Annotated in this window: 15 protein-coding genes and 1 pseudogene; 13 read left to right on the top strand and 3 right to left on the bottom strand. The window is 72.2% G+C overall.

What is annotated here, in order from left to right; all coding sequences use genetic code 11:
* Positions 1-110 precede the first annotated feature (110 nt).
* Positions 111-296, bottom strand: a complete 186-nt coding sequence (rpmB, locus tag H300_RS0102610; RefSeq protein WP_028426177.1) for a 50S ribosomal protein L28 — start codon at positions 294-296, stop codon at positions 111-113.
* Positions 297-571: 275 nt separating this feature from the next.
* Here rpmB and H300_RS0102605 point away from each other — a divergent pair, with 275 nt between their 5' ends.
* The 9 genes from H300_RS0102605 (at position 572) to mutM (ending at position 10,003) form a co-directional block, all read left to right on the top strand.
* The gene (locus tag H300_RS0102605; protein WP_028426176.1) at positions 572-2,227 is read left to right on the top strand and encodes a DAK2 domain-containing protein; all 1,656 of its coding nucleotides are present in this window, start codon (positions 572-574) and stop codon (positions 2,225-2,227) included.
* Positions 2,228-2,356: 129 nt separating this feature from the next.
* Entirely contained in the window at positions 2,357-4,540 is a 2,184-nt protein-coding gene (recG, locus tag H300_RS0102600; RefSeq protein WP_486583539.1) for an ATP-dependent DNA helicase RecG, read from the top strand.
* 195 nt (positions 4,541-4,735) lie between these two features.
* Entirely contained in the window at positions 4,736-5,323 is a 588-nt protein-coding gene (gene rsmD, locus H300_RS0102595) for a 16S rRNA (guanine(966)-N(2))-methyltransferase RsmD (protein WP_028426174.1), read from the top strand.
* Positions 5,324-5,376: 53 nt separating this feature from the next.
* Positions 5,377-5,856 carry a pantetheine-phosphate adenylyltransferase gene (coaD, locus tag H300_RS0102590; RefSeq protein ID WP_028426173.1) on the top strand — a complete coding sequence of 160 codons (480 nt, stop codon included), beginning with the start codon at positions 5,377-5,379 and terminating at the stop codon, positions 5,854-5,856.
* 51 nt (positions 5,857-5,907) lie between these two features.
* Entirely contained in the window at positions 5,908-7,221 is a 1,314-nt protein-coding gene (locus tag H300_RS0102585) for a hypothetical protein (RefSeq protein ID WP_028426172.1), read from the top strand.
* 131 nt (positions 7,222-7,352) lie between these two features.
* Entirely contained in the window at positions 7,353-7,988 is a 636-nt protein-coding gene (locus H300_RS0102580; protein WP_028426171.1) for a DUF177 domain-containing protein, read from the top strand.
* A gap of 2 nt (positions 7,989-7,990) precedes the next feature.
* Positions 7,991-8,164: a 50S ribosomal protein L32 gene (rpmF, locus tag H300_RS0102575; RefSeq protein ID WP_028426170.1), complete on the top strand. Its 174-nt coding sequence runs from the start codon at positions 7,991-7,993 to the stop codon at positions 8,162-8,164.
* A 19-nt stretch (positions 8,165-8,183) separates the two neighbouring features.
* A complete protein-coding gene (gene rnc / locus H300_RS0102570; protein WP_028426169.1) occupies positions 8,184-9,059 on the top strand; it encodes a ribonuclease III in 876 nt (291 codons plus the stop codon).
* An 89-nt stretch (positions 9,060-9,148) separates the two neighbouring features.
* On the top strand, positions 9,149-10,003 hold the full coding sequence (gene mutM, locus H300_RS0102565; RefSeq protein WP_028426168.1) for a bifunctional DNA-formamidopyrimidine glycosylase/DNA-(apurinic or apyrimidinic site) lyase: 855 nt from the start codon (positions 9,149-9,151) through the stop codon (positions 10,001-10,003).
* Positions 10,004-10,439: 436 nt separating this feature from the next.
* Here the strand turns inward: mutM and H300_RS0102560 are convergent, their stop codons facing one another.
* Positions 10,440-10,826, bottom strand: coding sequence for a hypothetical protein (locus tag H300_RS0102560; RefSeq protein WP_158678308.1), 387 nt, complete (start codon positions 10,824-10,826; stop codon positions 10,440-10,442).
* A 120-nt stretch (positions 10,827-10,946) separates the two neighbouring features.
* Complete coding sequence (locus H300_RS0102555) at positions 10,947-11,936, bottom strand: CAP domain-containing protein (RefSeq protein WP_028426166.1); 990 nt, start codon at positions 11,934-11,936, stop codon at positions 10,947-10,949.
* Positions 11,937-12,127: 191 nt separating this feature from the next.
* Here H300_RS0102555 and H300_RS0102550 point away from each other — a divergent pair, with 191 nt between their 5' ends.
* The 4 genes and pseudogenes from H300_RS0102550 to H300_RS0102535 all read left to right on the top strand — a co-directional run.
* Positions 12,128-12,391, top strand: coding sequence for an acylphosphatase (locus H300_RS0102550; RefSeq protein ID WP_199779117.1), 264 nt, complete (start codon positions 12,128-12,130; stop codon positions 12,389-12,391).
* Between the two features lie 301 nt (positions 12,392-12,692).
* Positions 12,693-12,899 carry a hypothetical protein gene (locus H300_RS0102545; protein WP_028426164.1) on the top strand — a complete coding sequence of 69 codons (207 nt, stop codon included), beginning with the start codon at positions 12,693-12,695 and terminating at the stop codon, positions 12,897-12,899.
* Positions 12,900-13,132: 233 nt separating this feature from the next.
* Positions 13,133-16,714, top strand: coding sequence for a chromosome segregation protein SMC (gene smc, locus H300_RS0102540; RefSeq protein ID WP_028426163.1), 3,582 nt, complete (start codon positions 13,133-13,135; stop codon positions 16,712-16,714).
* A 200-nt stretch (positions 16,715-16,914) separates the two neighbouring features.
* Positions 16,915-18,348: pseudogene (locus H300_RS0102535) on the top strand (sugar porter family MFS transporter); the annotation flags it as partial.
* Positions 18,349-18,427 lie beyond the last annotated feature (79 nt).

Below are 18,427 nucleotides of genomic sequence, written 5' to 3'. Positions count from 1 at the left end.
GGACCGGACCCGGGGTCCGGCCCGCCGCGTGAGCGCACGGAAAACCGGCCCGCCCCCTGGGGGCGGGCCGGTGCTCCGGCAACCGGCGGGGCTGCGCTGCGGCTATCGCTTCAGCGCGAGACCTTGCCGGCCTTGATGCACGAGGTGCAGACGTTGAGGCGCTTCGGCGTCCGACCGACCACGGCACGCACGCGCTGGATGTTCGGGTTCCAGCGACGCGGGGTGCGGCGGTGCGAGTGGGAAATGCTGTTGCCGAAGCCCGGCCCCTTGCCGCAGACATCGCAGTTGGCAGCCACGGGTCACTCCAAAGACTTCAGATGCGCTTACAGTGAATCCCCGGCTTCGTTGGATCGGACTCACGAAACAGGGACTCGGAGAACGACCGGCGGTGCCGGGGGTGGAAGGCCCGACTTGAGTCAGGCAACCGCAGAAGCATACAACGACTGGTTGCCAACCCTGAAATCAGCCCGTCCAAGGACGCGGTGATCCCGCGGGCTCTCCGGCCACCGCGGGCCTCCTGGCGCACCGCGACTACTCTTCGGGCATCGCTGCTGCTCAAGGAGGGCCCACCGTGCCGCACACGCTCGACGCCGCGGTGGTGCGCGCCTGGTGCGCCCGGGCGCTGGACTCCGTGGGCAGGGCCCGCGAGACCATCGACGCGCTCAACGTCTACCCGGTGGCCGACTCCGACACCGGCACCAACCTGTACCTGACGCTGGAGGCCGCCGGGTACGCGGTGGAGGCGGCGTGCGCCGGGAGCCCCACACCCGCCGAGGCGCTGCGGGCGATGGCGCACGGTGCCCTGCTCGGTGCGCACGGGAACTCCGGCACCATCCTCGCCCAACTGCTGCGCGGCATGGCCGAGGCCACCGCGGAGGGCGGCGACCTGCGGCAGGCACTCGACGGAGCGGCCCGGTCGGCGTGGATCGCCGTCGCGCACCCGGTCGAGGGCACCATCCTGACGGTGGCGAGCGCCGCCGCCGAGGCGGCGGCCGGCACGGCGGGGGCCGACGACGCGGCGGCGGCCCGTGCCGCCTGCACCGCCGCCCGTACCGCCCTGGCCCGCACCCCGGAACGGCTGGAGGTGCTGGCCGAGGCCGGGGTGGTGGACGCCGGGGGCTACGGGCTCGTCACCGTCCTCGACGCCCTGCTCGGCGCGCTCACCGGCGAACACCCGATGGGGCCGCTCGCCGAGCGTGCCGCCGGTGTCCAGGGCCGCGTCCGGGTACCCTCCGACGCCCGTGCGGAGCCCTGGGGCGGCGCACCGTCCGCGGACGGCCCCGGCGCCGCGGACGCCTTCGCGCCGAAGGACGTCGCGAGCCCTGCCGGGGGGCCCGGCTACGAGGTGATCTACCTGCTGGAGGCCGCCGACCGGGCCGTGGCGGTGCTGCGCGAGGCGCTCGACCCGCTCGGCGACTCCCTGGTGGTGGTCGGCGGGGACGGACTGTGGAACGTCCACGTGCACGTCGACGACCCCGGTGCCGCGGTCGAGGCGGGGATTGAGGCGGGCCGTCCGCACCGAATCCGGATCACCCACCTGGCAGACCGCACGGCCGCCCCGGCGCCGGCCGGCCGGGCGGTGCTCGTGCTCATGCCCGGCGACGGGCTGGCCGGGCTCTGCGTCGAGGCCGGCGCCACCGTCGTGACCGTCCACCCGGAGGAGCCCCCCGGCAGCGGGGAACTCGTCGACGCGGTCCGCCGGGCCCACGTCCGCGAGGCGGTGCTGCTGCCCGGCGCGGAGGAGTTGCGGCACACCGCCGCGGCCGCCGCCGAGCAGGTCAGGGCCGAGGGCATCCGGGTCGCGATCGTCCCCACCCGCTCCCCGGTGCAGAGTCTCGCCGCGCTGGCCGTCCACGCCCCGGACCGCCGGTTCGACGAGGACGTGATCGCCATGACCTCCGCCGCCGGGGCCACCCGCTACGGGGAACTGGCGGTGGCCGAGGCGGAGTCCTGGACGACGGCCGGCGTCTGCCAGGCGGGTGACGTCCTCGGTCTGATCGACGGCGACGTCTGCCTGATCGGCCGTGACCCCGCCGCGGTCGCGGAGCAGCTGCTGGACCGGATGCTCGCCGCGGGAGGGGAACTCGTCACGCTGGTGCCCGGCACCGCCGTGCCGGACGGCCTCGTCGCGCGGCTCCAGGAGCGGGTGCGGCGGCGGCATCTCGGCGTGGACGCACTGGTCCACGAGGGCCGGCAGCCTGCTCCGCTGCTCATCGGCGTCGAGTGACGCCCGGCCGCCCGAGCGGGTCGCAGGACGTGTCGGGCGCCGGCTGTCGGCGGGGTGCGCCAGGATGGGACCGTGTCCGCACTCGCTGAGCCCCTGAAGAACGTCGTCGGCGGCAGCACCGCGAAGGTGATGGCCGAGCACCTCGGCCTGCGTACGGTCGGCGACCTGCTGCACCACTACCCGCGCCGGTACGCCGAGCGCGGCGAGCTGACCCGGCTGGCCGACCTCCCGCTGGACGAGCACGTCACGGTCGTCGCCCGGGTCGCCGACGCCCGGATGCTGAAGTTCAACCGGGGCAGCGGCACGCGGCTGGAGGTGAACCTCACCGACGGCAGCGGCCGCCTCCAGCTGGTCTTCTTCGGACGCGGCGCCTACGCACACGAGAAGCAGTTGCTGCCCGGCGGCCGCGGCATGTTCGCCGGCAAGGTCGGCATGTTCAACCGCAAGCTCCAGCTCGCACACCCGGAGTACAAGCTCCTCGACGAGGACACCGGCCGCGGCGAGGCGGAGCGGTTCGCCGGCGAGCTGCTGCCGTTGTACCCGGCCTGCAAGCAGCTCTCCTCGTGGAAGATCGAGCAGGCCCTCGACACCGTGCTGAACTCGATGGAGGCCGTCGGCTGGGCGGGGCTCGTCGACCCACTCCCCGCCGGGCTCCGCGCGGAGCGCGGCCTCGTCCCGCTCGCCGACGCCCTGCGTCGCGTCCACCGTCCGCGCAACCGGGCGGACGTGGCCGCGGCCCGGGACCGGCTCAAGTGGGACGAGGCCTTCGTCCTGCAGGTGGCGCTGGCGAGACGCCGGTACGCCGACACCCTGCTGCCCGCGGTGCCGCGGGCAGCCCGGACGGGCGGCATCCTCGACGCCTTCGACGCCGAGCTGCCGTTCACCCTCACCGAGGGCCAGCAGCAGGTCAGCCGTGAGATCTTCGACGACCTGGGCACCGCACACCCGATGCACCGGCTGCTCCAGGGCGAGGTCGGCTCGGGCAAGACGATGGTGGCGCTGCGGGCCATGCTCGCGGTGGTCGACTCCGGTGGCCAGTCCGCCATGCTCGCGCCCACGGAGGTACTGGCCCAGCAGCACCACCGCTCGGTGGTCGAGATGATGGGCGAACTCGCCGAGGGCGGGATGCTCGGCGGCGCGGAGGCCGGCACCAAGGTCGTCCTGCTGACCGGCTCGATGGGCGCGGCGGCCCGCAGGCGGGCCCTGCTGGACCTCGCCACCGGGGAGGCCGGGATCGTCATCGGGACGCACGCCCTGATCGAGGACAAGGTGCAGTTCCACGACCTCGGGCTGGTCGTGGTCGACGAGCAGCACCGCTTCGGCGTCGAGCAGCGCGACGCGCTGCGGGCCAAGGGCAAGCAGCCGCCGCACCTGCTGGTGATGACGGCCACCCCGATTCCCCGCACGGTCGCCATGACCGTCTTCGGTGACCTGGAGACCTCGGTGCTCGCCCAGCTTCCGGCGGGCCGCTCGCCGCTCGCCAGCCACGTGGTGCCGGCGGCGGACAAGCCGCACTTCCTGGCCCGCGCCTGGGAACGGGTCCGGGAGGAGGTGGGCAACGGCCACCAGGCGTACGTGGTCTGCCCCCGGATCGGAGACGACGAGCCGCCCGCCGGGAAGAGCGGCGCCGTCGCTTCCGCGCAGGCCCCCGACGACCCGGGGGAGCCGGGAGAGGACCCACCGGGGGACGGCGAGCGGCGGCCACCGCTCGCCGTGCTGGACACCGCTGAGCACCTCGCGTCCGGGCCGCTGGCCGGACTGCGGGTGGAGCCGCTCCACGGCCGGATGCCGCCGGAGGCGAAGGACGACGTGATGCGGCGCTTCGCCGCCGGTGAGGTGGACGTCCTCGTCGCCACCACCGTCATCGAGGTCGGCGTCAACGTCCCCAACGCGACCGTCATGACCATCATGGACGCCGACCGGTTCGGTGTCTCCCAGCTGCACCAGCTCCGCGGCCGGGTCGGACGGGGGGCCGCCGCCGGCCTGTGCCTGCTGGTCACCGAGATGCCGGAGGCGGCCGCGGCCCGGGCGCGGCTGGAGGCCGTCGCCCGGACCACCGACGGTTTCGAGCTCTCCCGCCTCGACCTGGAGCAGCGCCGCGAGGGCGACGTGCTGGGACAGGCGCAGTCCGGGGTCCGCACCAGCCTGCGGATGCTGACCGTCATCGAGGACGAGGACATCATCGAGCAGGCCAGGAAGGAGGCCGGCGCGGTGGTGGCCGCCGACCCCGAACTGGCGGACCACGCCGAGCTGCGCACTGCGCTGGACGCCCTCCTGGACGCCGAGCGGGAGCGGTACCTCGACAAGGGCTGACCCACGGGCCGCCCGTGCACCGGGCCGGCTGTCCGGGCGCGCTCCCGGACGCCGCCGGTGAGCCGGCGGCCGCCGCCCGGTCCGTGTCCGTCGCCCGGTCCGCGTCCGCCGGGCGCACCAGGCGGCCGGCGGCCTATCGTGGGGGAGCGGTGACCAGGAGCGATCGCCGTTCCCCGAGTGAAGGGCGCCACTTCGATGACCCGCGTGATCGCCGGCAGCGCCGGCGGACGACGTCTGGCCGTTCCCCCGGGCCAGGGGACCCGGCCCACCTCGGACCGGGCCCGGGAAGGGCTGTTCTCCAGCTGGGAGGCCCGGCTGGGCGGCTGGCAGGGACTGCGGTTGCTGGACCTCTACGCGGGCTCGGGCGCCGTCGGGCTGGAGGCCCTCTCCCGTGGCGCCGCGCACGTCCTGCTCGTGGAGGCGGACACCCGCGCGCTGCGCGTGGTGAAGGAGAACGCCCGGGCGCTGGGCCTGCCAGGCGCGGAGGTGCGCGGCGGCCGGGCCGAGCAGGCCGTGCGCGGACCGGCCCCCGACCGCCCGTTCGATGTCGCCTTCCTCGATCCGCCGTACGCCGTCGCCGACGCCGAACTGCGGGAGATCCTGCTCACACTCCGTGCCCAGGGCTGGCTCTCCGGGGAAGCGCTGGTCACCGTTGAGCGCAGCACCAGGGGCGGGGAGTTCCACTGGCCGGCCGGTTTCGCCGCGCTCCGCTCCCGCCGGTACGGCGAGGGAACGCTTTGGTACGGTCACGCGGCCGATCCAGAAGTCAGCGATGTGCCATGAGAACACGTGCCATGGACGGACGTGTCACGACCAGCTCCGGGAGTGAGGAAGCAGTGCGCCGAGTCGTCTGTCCGGGGTCCTTCGACCCCATCACCAACGGGCATCTCGACATCATCGCCCGTGCCTCGAAGCTGTACGACGTGGTGCACGTCGCGGTGATGATCAACAAGAGCAAGCAGGGCCTGTTCACCGTCGACGAGCGCATCGAGCTGATCTCGTCGGTCACCGCGGAGTACGGCAACGTGGAGGTCGAGGCCTTCCACGGGCTGCTGGTGGACTTCTGCAAGCAGCGCGACATCCCGGCCATCGTGAAGGGCCTGCGCGCGGTGAGCGACTTCGACTACGAGCTGCAGATGGCCCAGATGAACATCGGTCTCTCCGGAGTCGAGACCCTGTTCGTACCGACCAACCCGACGTACAGCTTCCTCTCCTCCAGCCTGGTCAAGGAGGTCGCCACCTGGGGTGGCGACGTCTCCCACCTCGTGCCCCCGGCCGTGCTCGGCGCCCTCACCCGGCGGCTGGCCCGCCCCTGACGTTCGGCATCGGCTGTCGTACCGGCCGCCGGTGGCCGTACAGTCGCCTCCGTGGACGTACAGCAGAGACTCGACGACATCGTCGCGGCGATCGAGAACGCCCGTTCCATGCCCATGTCGGCCTCCTGCGTGGTGAATCGCGCTGAACTGCTCGACATGCTCGGCGAGGTGCGGGAGGCGCTGCCGGGCTCTCTGGCCCAGGCCCAGGAACTCCTCGGCGGCCGTGAGCAGATGGTCGCGGAGGCGCAGCAGGAGGCGCAGCGGATCATCCAGGCCGCCCAGCAGGAGCGCGGCTCGCTGGTGTCGGGCACCGAGATCGCCCGCCGCTCCCAGGACGAGTCCGAGCGCATCCTCGGGGAGGCGCGTCGTGAGGCCGCGGAGATCCGGGCCGAGGCCGACGACTACGTCGACAGCAAGCTGGCCAACTTCGAAGTGGTGCTGAGCAAGACCATCGGCTCGGTGGACCGCGGCCGGGAGAAGCTGCTCGGTCGCGGCTCCGACGAGTTCGACGGGGAGGGCGCGGAGGCCCCCGAGCGCTCGGCCGACCCGGCCGAGCTGCGCGAGCGGGCCGACGCCTACGTCGAGACCCAGTTCCGCGCCTTCGAGGCGGTCCTCGCCAAGACCCTCCAGGCCGTCGGCCGCGGACGCCAGAAACTCACCGGCCACCGGCCGATCGACGAACTGGCCGCGCATATGGCCGCCCAGGACGGCGACCCCGACGGCCGCAACCGTCCACAGACCAGCGACTCCGACTACCTCGCCGGGCTGGCAGCGACCGATCCGGACCCGCAGGACGGGTACGGTACGGGGCAGTACGGCGCCGGAGCCGCCGCCCCGCAGCAGTACGCCGGCCCTCCGTCCGCTCCGGACGGGCCGGTCCCCGCGGCGGCGCAGCCGGACGGATCGCCGGCATCCGGGATGTACGACCAGGCACCGCCCCCGCAGGGCGGCTACCCGCAGGCGTACGAGGGCGGCTACGGCTACCCGCAGCAGGGCGGCGCCGACGGCTACCCGCAGCCCGGCCCGGAGGGCTACCCGCAGCAGCTCCCCGGGGCCTACCCGCAGCAGGGCCAGAGCCCGTACGGCTACCCGCAGCAGTCCGACCCCTACGCGGCGGACGCCTACGCGGCGGACCTGAACGCGGCCGACCCCTACGCCGCGCCTCACTGGGCCCCCGGCGGCTACCCGGAGCAGCAGGGACAGCAGCCGTACGGAGGGCAGCAGGACGCCCCGCCCGCCTACGGCGGACCTGGCCACCCGCAGCACGCGCCGGGGCAGCAGCAGGCCGAGCTGGACGAGACCAGCCTCTTCGACACCAGCATGATCGACCTCGACCAGCTGCGTCAGTACGAGCAGGGACGCTGACCGCCTGCGGGGCCGATTGGGTCGACGGCGACCCGTCCAGTACCCTGATTGTTCGGACGCTCTGCGTCCGAGCAAGCAGGCTGCCCGCACCCCGTGCCGGCCGCCGAACGGAACGTAGAAGGCAGGACACCCTGAAAGCCCCCCTCGACCACCGCGCCCCACTCGTGTTCGACACGCGTGAGCTGGGGCGGCGTCCCGGCGCGATGCAGCGGGTCTCCCGCACGGTGGACGCTCCGGGGGATCTCGCGATCGAGGTCATCGGGGTGCCCAGGGGGGCGCCGATGGAGGTCGAGCTCCGGCTGGAAGCGGTCATGGAGGGTGTGCTCGTCACCGGCACCGTCCGTGCGCCGCTGACGGGGGAGTGCGTAAGGTGTCTGGAGCCGCTTGAGCAGAGGTGCGAAGCGGATTTCCGGGAGCTGTTCTCCTACCACGACGCCGACGACCGGAGCCGCCAGTCGGAACCCGGCGACGACGCCGAGGAAGAGGAGGACGCCTTCCTCCTTGAGGGCGACCTGTTCGACCTCGAACCTGTGCTGAGGGACGCGGTGGTGCTCACACTGCCGATGAAGCCCGTCTGCCGGGAGGACTGTCCGGGGCTGTGCTCCGTGTGCGGTGCCCGGCTCGCGGACGACCCGGACCACCAGCACGACGACGCCGTCGACATCCGTTGGGCGGCACTGCAGGGCCTCGCCGAAACCATCCGGGACGGCGAGAACGACAACGTGAACGGCGCCGCACCGGGTGCCGACGAGAAGCAGGAGAAGTAGCCGTGGCTGTTCCGAAGCGGAAGATGTCGCGCAGCAACACGCGCCACCGCCGGTCGCAGTGGAAGGCTGCGGTCCCGACCCTGGTGAAGTGCGAGAGCTGCCAGGAGCCGAAGATGCAGCACATCGCGTGCCCGATCTGCGGCACCTACAACGGGCGTCAGGTCCTCGAGGTCTGATCGGCGGGTGACAGGCTCCATGTCAGACGCCAACACGCCCCAGAAGGCCCCGGCGGACCTGGTGGACGCAGCCTCGTCGTACACGCTGCTGGAAGGGCGGCTCGAGTACAAGCTCGAGTCCGCCCTTCTGGTGCGTGCGCTGACACACCGCTCGTACGCGTACGAGAACGGCGGGCTGCCCACCAACGAGCGGCTGGAGTTCCTCGGGGACTCCGTGCTCGGCCTGGTGGTCACCGACACCCTCTACCAGACCCACCCCGAACTGCCCGAGGGGCAACTGGCCAAGCTGCGCGCGGCCGTGGTCAACTCGCGGGCCCTCGCCGAGGTGGCGCGCGGGCTCGAACTCGGTTCGTTCATCAGGCTCGGCAGGGGAGAGGAGGGGACCGGCGGCCGGAACAAGGCGTCGATCCTCGCCGACACCCTGGAAGCGGTCATCGGCGCGGTCTACCTCGACCAGGGCCTTGGCGCGGCCGATGAGCTGATCCACCGGCTCTTCGATCCGCTGATCGAGAAGTCCTCCAGCCTCGGCGCCGGCCTGGACTGGAAGACGAGCCTCCAGGAGCTGACGGCGGCCGAGGGCCTCGGTGTCCCCGAGTACCTCGTCACCGAGGAGGGCCCGGACCACGAGAAGACCTTCACGGCTGCTGCCCGCGTCGGTGGTGTCACGTACGTCACCGGCACCGGCCGCAGCAAGAAGGAAGCCGAGCAGCAGGCGGCGGAGTCCGCCTGGCGGGAGATCCGCGCCGCCGCCGACGCGAAGGCCGTCGACCCCGCGTCGGACGGGGACGGGGCACCTGCCGGCAGCGCCTCGGACGCCGAGGCGCCGGCTGCGGCGCCCGCCGAAAAGGCGGGCTCCCCCGCAACCGAGGAGGCACCGGCCGACGCCGGACGCTGAACCGCTGCGACCGCACGCCCCGGCGGGAGGACCGTACGCCCTCCCGCCGGGGCGGCGTCGCCTTCGTACCGGAAGGGCCGAGGAGAGCGTTGCCCGAACTGCCCGAGGTGGAGGTCGTCCGCCGCGGTCTGGAGCGCTGGGTCAGCGGCCGGACCGTCGCCGATGCCGCCGTGCTGCACCCGCGTGCCACCCGGCGGCACCTCGCCGGCCCCGCCGACTTCGCCACCCGGCTGGTCGGCCGCCGTATCGCCGGGGTGCGCCGGCGCGGCAAGTACCTGTGGCTGCCTCTCGGCGAGGACACCGCGGTCCTGGCCCACCTCGGGATGAGCGGCCAGTTGCTGGTCCAGCCGACCGGGACCCCGGCCGAGAAGCACCTCCGGGTCCGGTTCACCTTCGACGACCCACACGCCGGCGAGCTGCGCTTCGTCGACCAGCGCACCTTCGGCGGGCTCTCGCTGCATCCGCTGACCGGCGAGGGGCTGCCGCAGGCGATCGCGCACATCGCCCGCGATCCGCTCGACTCCGCGTTCGACGACGAGGCCTTCCACCTCGCGCTGCGCCGGCGGCGCACCACGATCAAGCGGGCGCTGCTCGACCAGTCGCTGATCAGCGGGGTCGGGAACATCTACGCGGACGAGGCGCTCTGGCGCTCCCGGCTGCACTACGAGCGTCCCACCGCCGGGCTGACCCGGCCGCGTACGGTCGAACTCCTGCGGCACGTGCGCGAGGTGATGGCCGCGGCGCTGGACGTCGGCGGTACCAGCTTCGACAGCCTCTACGTCAACGTCAACGGGGAGTCCGGGTACTTCGACCGGTCGCTCGACGCCTACGGACGCGAGGACGAGCCCTGCCGGCGCTGCGGCACGCCGATGCGCCGCCGCCCGTGGATGAACCGTTCGAGCTACTTCTGCCCGCGCTGCCAGGCTCCGCCCCGCCCGCGCTGACCGGCGGCCGGCCCGGAGGCGTCCGGCGCCGTGCCCCGCCCGCACCGGACGCGAACCGGCCCGCCTCCTCAGGAGCCGAGGCAGTGCTGAGCCGGGGCTCTGATCTGGGGCGCCTTGTTCGATCCATGCTGCTGCGACACGCGACTCAGCTGGCGGTGGGTCTTGGCGTTGGACGCCGTTGAGCGCGCTCGCACGGCGCAGACACGACACCAGCGTAGGTGTCGCGGCTGTGCTGGTCACCGCCGCGGAAGTCCGAGCCGCCGATGCTGGACGACATCAGCGGCACCGTAACGGCCGCCCGGTGACATGAGCAGTGGTCAGTCACAACTGGCCGTCGTGAGTTCTCGCACTACTTGGGATGCCCGGTTGACGATCTCGCGGCGTCCCGGGGGCAAGTCCTGTGCGAGGGCGATCAGAAAGGCCTCCAGCAGGAACTTCAGCAGTTCATCGCGAAGGGTCGCGTGGTCACGCCAGCTGGGATCAGCAACTCACGCTCGAAGAAGAGGCGGTTGTTCTCTGCCGCTCCTACTGTCACGTACCGGTCCTTGCGGGCCTCGAACAGAGGGCCCTGGAGAAGATCCAGAGGCTCGCAGTCGTCGAGGTGGTCCGCCTCGTGCTCATCGGTAGGTGCGTAAATCCACACCGAGAACCGCTCTGGGACGTAGCCCAGGGCTCGCCAGGAGATGTGGTTCGCTTCCGGCGTCTCCAGCAAGCCCAGAGTTGGTACACCGTGGAACCGGTCCAAGATCTCGACTCGTTCGACGGCGGCATGCGGGGCCCAGGCAAGATTGCCGAGAGTCGGCACCAAGGCTTCATCCACCACTGTCACAACGTACACACACCTGATGCCGAGCAGTGAGGCGCGAACGCGGGCCGCCGTGGACGGTGTCTCCAGCGTCGGTCCGGCCCCTGACGTAGACTCGTTCTCTGACCTGCGGTTATCTCAAAAGCCGAAGTTCTGGGTCCACCAGGGGCCGCCGGGCGCGAAGTGGGCGCCGACCCCGAGGGTCTTGTAGTCGCAGTTGAGGATGTTCGCCCGGTGGCCGGGGCTGTTCATCCAGGCGTCCATCACGGACTGCGCGTTGGCCTGGCCCCTGGCTATGTTCTCGCCGCCGAGGTTGGAGATTCCGGCGTCGTCGGCCCGGTCCCAGGGGCTGTTCCCGTCGGGGTCGGTGTGCGAGAAGAAGTCGCGCACGGCCATGTCCTCGCTGAAGGACTCGGCGAGCCCTGCGAGGCGGCTGTCCGCCTTCACCGGCTGGCAGCCGGCCTTGGCCCGCTCCTGGTTGACCAGCTTCAGTACCTCCGCCTCGGCGGCGGACTGGCTGTCGGGGGTCCCGGAGGGCTTCTCCACGGGAGTCGTGCCCTCGCTGCCGGGTGCCGTCCGCGAGGGGCTCGGGTCGGCGGTCGAGGGTTCGGCCGAGTCGGACGGCTTCCGGGGCGCCTCGGACGTCTCCTCGGACGGGTCCTCGGACGTCTCCTCGGACGGGTCCGTCCGCTCCTCGGGGGCCTCAGCCGACTCCTCGCCGCCGGGGTCCTCGGATGCGGAGTCCTCCTCCGACCCGGCGGGCTTCTGCGAGGGCTCGGAGGCCGGGGGATCGCCGCTCCGGTCCCCGTCGCGGCCGACCGCGCTGTCGTCCCGGTCCTCCGGACCGCCGGAGCTTCCCTGGGCGCCGAACTCGGGCGTGCCGCCCGCCTCGACGGACGTGGCCCCGTCGTCACCGCCGCCGAAGGTGTAGCCGTTGCCCGGACTGGGCACCAACCCTGAGGCGACTGCCACGGCCCCCACCGCCATGGCGGCCGAGGCGCCGAGCAGTCCGGTCCTCACGGGCGCGACGCCCCGCTTGCGATGCCCCCGGTGGCGTCCGTCGCGGGAGTCCCGAAGATCGGGAGCGCCGGCGGCGGGAACGGGGTTAGCTCGTCGGTGGCGACCCATCCGGTGCTGTCCTCACATATCGGCGAATGCTCAGATGTGCTCAACGCGGCAGGGGGTGTCACTCGTTCGGATGACACCCACTGGCGGGCGACATTACGCCATCGTGCGGGGGGCGGTAGTCGGGTGGCGAGAAATACCCGGATAGCGTGCGTCACATGAACGAGGGCTCCGCGGCAATTGATCATGTACGCATGACCGCCTGGGTGCGCGGTCGGGTGCAGGGGGTGGGTTTCCGGTGGTTCACCCGTGCCAACGCCCTGCGGATCGGGAGTCTCGTGGGATTCGCCGTCAATCTCGACGACGGGCGGGTGCAGGTGGTCGCGGAGGGACCGGAGGCCGGCTGCGTGGAGCTCCTCGGCTGGCTGCGGGCCGGCGACACGCCCGGACGGGTCGACGGCGTGACCGAGATATGGGGAGAGCCGCGCGGCGGCTACCGGACCTTCGCCATCAGGTGATTCAACGGATCTCTGAAACCGGTTGCCATTCGCCGCGCGGCGTGCAAGGCTGCCGAGTCAAGTGATCTCCCCGCACCTGCGGGCCGCCGCTCCGGCTTCCATCGCCGTCCGAGCCTCGGCCGCCCGCGTGCACGGGGTGTGATCGTGTTGACCGCCAAAAGTTTTGGTGAGACGCTGGAAGCCCCGCGCACCTTGACTGTTTGGCCCGGTGAACCCAGTGCCAGGACGGGCGTCACGGGTGCTCACGTCTCCCCGACCCACCACATCACGGTCGGTCACTCATTGTGGAGGACCATCCATCATGGCAAAGGCGCTTCTCGGTTACGTCGGCGGCTCCGACCCCCGAGTCCTCTCCGAGATGCGACGGCTTCAGCAGCGTGTCGAAGACCTGGAATCCGAGCTCGTCCGGATGCAGGCCGAGAACGACGCACTGTCGGCTGCCGCACGTCACGGCGACTCGCTGCTCGACGGCTTCGACGTGTCCAAGGGCGAGCCCGCGCTCACCTGACCGGGGGTCCGTATCCCGGAGGTGAGGCACAGCGCCCACCGCTGGCAGCACTGCGAGGGACGCTCCGGCGTCCCTCCGTCATTTCCTTGCGCGCAGCCACCGATCATCCCTGAGCGGCGGTGAGTGGACGAGTGGATCGGTGCGGTGAATCGAGCGGCTTCCGTGTCGTTACCGTCTGATGTGCCCGGCCCCTTGAGCCGCGAAACCGTGCTGCCCCGGTAAAGTCCCCAGCCGTGCACCTCAAGAGTCTGACCCTGCGCGGATTCAAGTCCTTCGCCTCCGCCACCACGCTGCGCTTCGAGCCCGGAATCACCTGCGTGGTCGGGCCGAACGGCTCCGGTAAGTCGAACGTCGTGGACGCGCTCTCCTGGGTCATGGGCGAGCAGGGGGCGAAGTCGCTGCGCGGTGGGAAGATGGAGGACGTCATCTTCGCCGGCACCACCGGCCGCCCTCCGCTGGGTCGCGCCGAGGTGTCGCTGACGATTGACAACTCCGACGGCGCGCTGCCGATCGAGTACGCCGAGGTCACCCTGACCCGGATCATGTTCCGCAACGGCGGCAGCGAGTACCAGATCAACGGGGACACCTGCCGGCTGCTCGACCTCCAGGAACTCCTCTCCGACTCGGGCATCGGCCGGGAAATGCACGTCATCGTGGGTCAGGGGCAGTTGGACTCCGTGCTGCATGCCGACCCGATGGGACGGCGTGCGTTCATCGAGGAGGCCGCCGGTGTCCTCAAGCACCGCAAGCGCAAGGAGAAGGCGCTGCGGAAGCTGGAGGCGATGCAGGCGAACCTGGCGCGGGTGCAGGACCTCACCGAGGAGCTCCGCCGGCAACTCAAGCCCCTGGGCCGCCAGGCCGCCGTGGCCCGCCGGGCGGCCGTCATCCAGGCCGACCTGCGGGACGCGCGGCTGCGGCTGCTCGCCGACGAGTTGGTGTCCGTCAGGGCGGCCCTGCACGCGGAGATCGCCGACGAGGCGGAGCTGAAGGCGCGCAGGGAGGCCGCGGACGCGGCACTCCGGGCCGCATCGGAGCGCGAGGCAGAGCTGGAGCAGCAGGTGCGCACCCTCACGCCGCGGCTCCAGCGCGTCCAGCAGACCTGGTACGAGCTCTCCCAGCTCGCGGAGCGGGTCCGCGGCACCATCGGCCTGGCCGACGCCCGGGTCCGCAGCGCCGGGGCCGAGCCCGCCGAGGAGCGGTTCGGCCGCGACCCGGACGAACTGGGGCGCGAGGCCGCCCGGGTGCGCGAGCAGGAGGCGGAACTGACCACGGCACTGGAGGCGGCGAGCCGCGCGCTGGAGGACACCGTCGAGCACCGCTCCGAGCTGGAACAGCGGCTGGCGGACGAGGAGCGGCGCCTCAAGGACGCCGCTCGGGCCCTCGCGGACCGGCGCGAGCAGCTCGGCCGGCTCGGCGGGCGGGTCGCCGCCGCACGCGGCCGGGCCAGGTCGGCGCACGCCGAGATCGACCGCCTGGTCGCCGCCCGGGACGACGCACGCCGCCGGGCCGAGGCGGCCGGGCAGGAGCACGCCCAACTCGACGCCGAGGTCGGGGGCCTTGCCGCGGAGGACTCCCTCCTCGGTGAGGAGTACGAGGAGGCGAGGGCGGCGGCGGCCCGCGCGGAGGAGGAGCTGAACGCGGCCCGTGACGGGTTGGCCGGGGCCGAGCGGGAGCGGGCCGCTGTGCACGCCCGGCACGAGGTGCTCGCGCTGGGACTGCGTCGCAAGGACGGTACCGGCGCCCTGCTCGCGGCGGGGGAGCGGTTGACCGGGCTGCTCGGCCCCGCCGCCGAGCTGCTGACCGTGGCGCCGGGCAGCGAGGTGCCGGTGGCCGCGGCCCTGGGGGCCGCCGCCGACGCGGTCGTGGTCTCCGGGCCGGACGGCGCGGCGCAGGCGCTGCGCCTGCTGCGCGAGGACGACGCGGGACGGGCCGCCCTGCTGATCGGCTGCCCTCCACCGGCGGCAAAGACGCCCCACGGACCCGCGGCGGGTCCTCCGCCGAGCGGCGACGGCCTGCGTACGGTGGCGGACATCGTCCGGGGGCCGGCCGAACTTCTGCCGTCCGTACGCCGGTTGGTCCGCGGCATGGTGGTCGTGGACACGCTCGCGGAAGCCGCGGAGCTGGTGGCCCGACGGCCCGAGCTGACGGCCGTCACGGCCGAGGGCGACCTGCTCGGGGCGCACTTCGCCCAGGGTGGCTCGGCCGGGGCGCCCAGCATGCTGGAGACGCAGGCCGCGGTGGACCGGGCGGCGTCCGAGTTGGCGGCGCTGGTGCGGCGCTGCGCGAAGCTTGCCGCGAGGAACGAACGGGTCGGGGCGGGCCGCCGGGAGGCTGTGGAGGCCGTCGAGGCGCTGGCGGAGCGGCGCACCGCAGCCGACCGGGAGCGGTCCGCGTTCGCGGGGCGGCTCGGGCGGCTCGGAGGGCAGGCGCGGGCCGCCGCCGAGGAGGCGGAACGCAGCGGAATGGCGGTCGTCAAGGCTGAGGAGGCATGGGAGGAGGCGACCCGGCAGGCGGCGGAGCTGGCCGGGCAACTGGCCGTGGTGGAGGAGGCCGCGGGCGAGGACGAGGAACCGGACACCTCGGAGCGCGACCGGCTCTGCGCCGACGGCGCCCACGCCCGGCAGACGGAGATGGAGGCCCGGCTCCAGGTCCGTACGCACGAGGAGCGGGTGAAGGCCCTCGCCGGGCGGGCGGACGGCCTGGACCGGGCGTCCCGGGCGGAGCGCGAGGCGCGGGCCCGGGCGCAGCGCCGCCGGGCACGGCTCCGGAACGAGGCCGAGGTCGCCGGCGCCGTCGCGTCCGGCAGTAGGCAGTTGCTCGCCCACGTCGAGGCCTCGCTGGTGCGGGCGGAGGCCGAGCGCTCGGCAGCGGAACGGGCGAAGGGCGAGCGGGAGGGCGAACTCGCCGCGGAGCGGGACCGGGGCCGGGAGCTCAAGAGGGAGTGGGACAAGCTCACCGACTCGGTGCACCGCGGCGAGGTGCTCGGCGCCGAGAAGCGGATGCGGGTCCAGCAGTTGGAGGCGAAGGCCCTGGAGGAGATGGGAGTGGAGCCGGCCGGGCTGATCGGCGAGTACGGGCCCGACCAGCCGGTGCCCCCGTCGCCGCCGGAGGAGGGCGAGGAACTGCCCCAGGACCCGGCCCACCCGCGCAACCAGCCGGCGCCCTTCGTTCGGGCGGAGCAGGAGAAGCGGCTGCGGGCGGCGGAGCGCGCCCATCAGAAGCTGGGCAAGGTGAACCCGCTGGCGCTGGAGGAGTTCGCGGCGCTGGAGGAGCGGCACCAGTTCCTGAGCGAGCAGTTGGAGGACCTGAGGAAAACCCGGACCGATCTGCTCCAAGTGGTGAGGGATGTCGACGAGCGGGTACGCCAGGTCTTCACGGAGGCCTTCCACGACACCGCGCGGGAGTTCGAGGGTGTCTTCTCGCGCCTCTTCCCGGGGGGTGAGGGACGGCTGGTGCTGACCGATCCGTCGGACATGCTGAGCACCGGGGTGGACGTCGAGGCGAGGCCGCCGGGGAAGAAGGTCAAACGGCTCTCGCTGCTCTCCGGCGGCGAGCGTTCGCTGACCGCGGTGGCCATGCTGGTGTCGATCTTCAAAGCGCGGCCCAGCCCGTTCTACGTGATGGACGAGGTGGAGGCGGCACTGGACGACACCAACCTGCAGCGGCTCATCGGGATCATGCGGGAGCTGAAGGAGAGCTCGCAACTGATCGTGATCACCCACCAGAAGCGGACCATGGAGGTGGCGGACGCGCTGTACGGCGTCTCCATGCAGGGTGACGGCGTCTCGAAGGTGATCAGCCAGCGTCTCGGCTGACCCCGTGCCCAGCTTCACCTCTTGAAGGAGATTTCTGAGCCTTTTGTCTTACAACAGGATAGTCTCCAACTGTTGACTTCGAAACTTGAAGGAATAGTCTCGGCAACGTCGTTTTTCACTTCACATGGTGGTGCGCGGTCAGGCGGGCGCCCCGGAGAAGCGACCACCCCCATGCCCGGCACCGCCGCCGGGCCCCGCAGGAGAACACCTTGACGAGTACAGAGCAGGCAAGGCCGGAGCCCCCACGCGGTCGGCCCACCCACCTCACCCATGTCATCTTCATCGCGGCGTCGGCCGCGATGGGCGGCTTCCTCTTCGGCTACGACAGCGCTGTGATCAACGGGGCCGTCGAGGGAGTCCGCGGCAAGTTCTCGGTCGGCTCCGCCACGCTCGGGGCGGTGATCGCCATCGCCCTGCTGGGCGCCGCCCTCGGGGCGATGATCGCCGGCCGGCTGGCCGACCGGATCGGCCGGCCGCGGGTCATGCAGATCGCCGCCCTGTTGTTCGCCGCGAGCGGTCTCGGCTCGATGCTGCCGTTCACCCTGTGGGACCTGGCCTTCTGGCGGGTCCTGGGCGGTGTCGCCATCGGTATGGCCTCGGTGATCGCACCCGCCTACATCGCCGAAGTGGCGCCCCCCGCCTACCGCGGACGGCTCGCCTCCTTCCAGCAGGCCGCGATCGTGCTGGGCATCGCCCTCTCGCAACTGGTCAACTACGCCGTGCTCAACATCGCCGACGGTGACCAGCGCGGGAACCTGCTGGGCATCGAGGCGTGGCAGATCATGCTCGGCATCGAGATCATCCCCGCAGCGATCTACGGCTTCCTGGCCTGGCGGCTCCCCGAGTCGCCGCGCTACCTGGTGGCCCGCGGACGGTTCGAGGAGGCCAGGGCCGTACTCGCCGACGTCGAGGACAAGGGCGTCGACCTGGCCGCCCGGGTGCGCGAGATCAACGAGCGGATGCACAGCGAGCACCGGCCCCGGCTCAAGGACCTGCTCGGAGGCGGCACCGGCCTGCTGCCCATCGTCTGGGTCGGCATCGGACTCTCGGTTTTCCAGCAGCTCGTCGGCATCAACGTGATCTTCTACTACAGCTCCTCGCTGTGGCAGTCGGTCGGCATCGACCCGGAGAGCTCGTTCTTCTACTCGTTCACCACGTCGATCATCAACATCATCGGCACCGTCATCGCGATGGTCTTCGTCGACCGCATCGGCCGCAAGCCGCTCGCGCTGATCGGCTCCACCGGTATGGCCCTCTCGTTGGCGGTCGCCGCCTGGGCGTTCTCCTTCAAGGAGGGGACCGGCGACGACATCAGCCTGCCGGACGCCCAGGGGGCCGTGGCGCTCGTCGCGGCGCACTCGTTCGTGGTGTTCTTCGCCCTCTCCTGGGGTGTCGTCGTCTGGGTGATGCTGGGCGAGATGTTCCCCAACCGGATCCGGGCGGCGGCCCTGGGCGTGGCCGCCTCCGCGCAGTGGATCGCCAACTGGGCCATCACCGTGAGCTTCCCCTCCATGTCGGACTGGAACCTGTCCGGCTCGTACGTGATCTACGCCAGCTTCGCCGCGCTCTCGATCCCGTTCATCCTCAAGTGGGTGCCGGAGACCAAGGGCAAGGCGTTGGAGGAGATGGGCTGACCGACCCCGTTGCCCCTCTCCTCGGTACGCGGCTGCGGCCCGGACTCATCGGACGAGTCCGGGCCGCACCCGTGCCGCC

The organism is Streptomyces sp. TAA040, from assembly GCF_000424845.1.
This window is presented reverse-complemented; position numbering and strand designations above follow the sequence as displayed.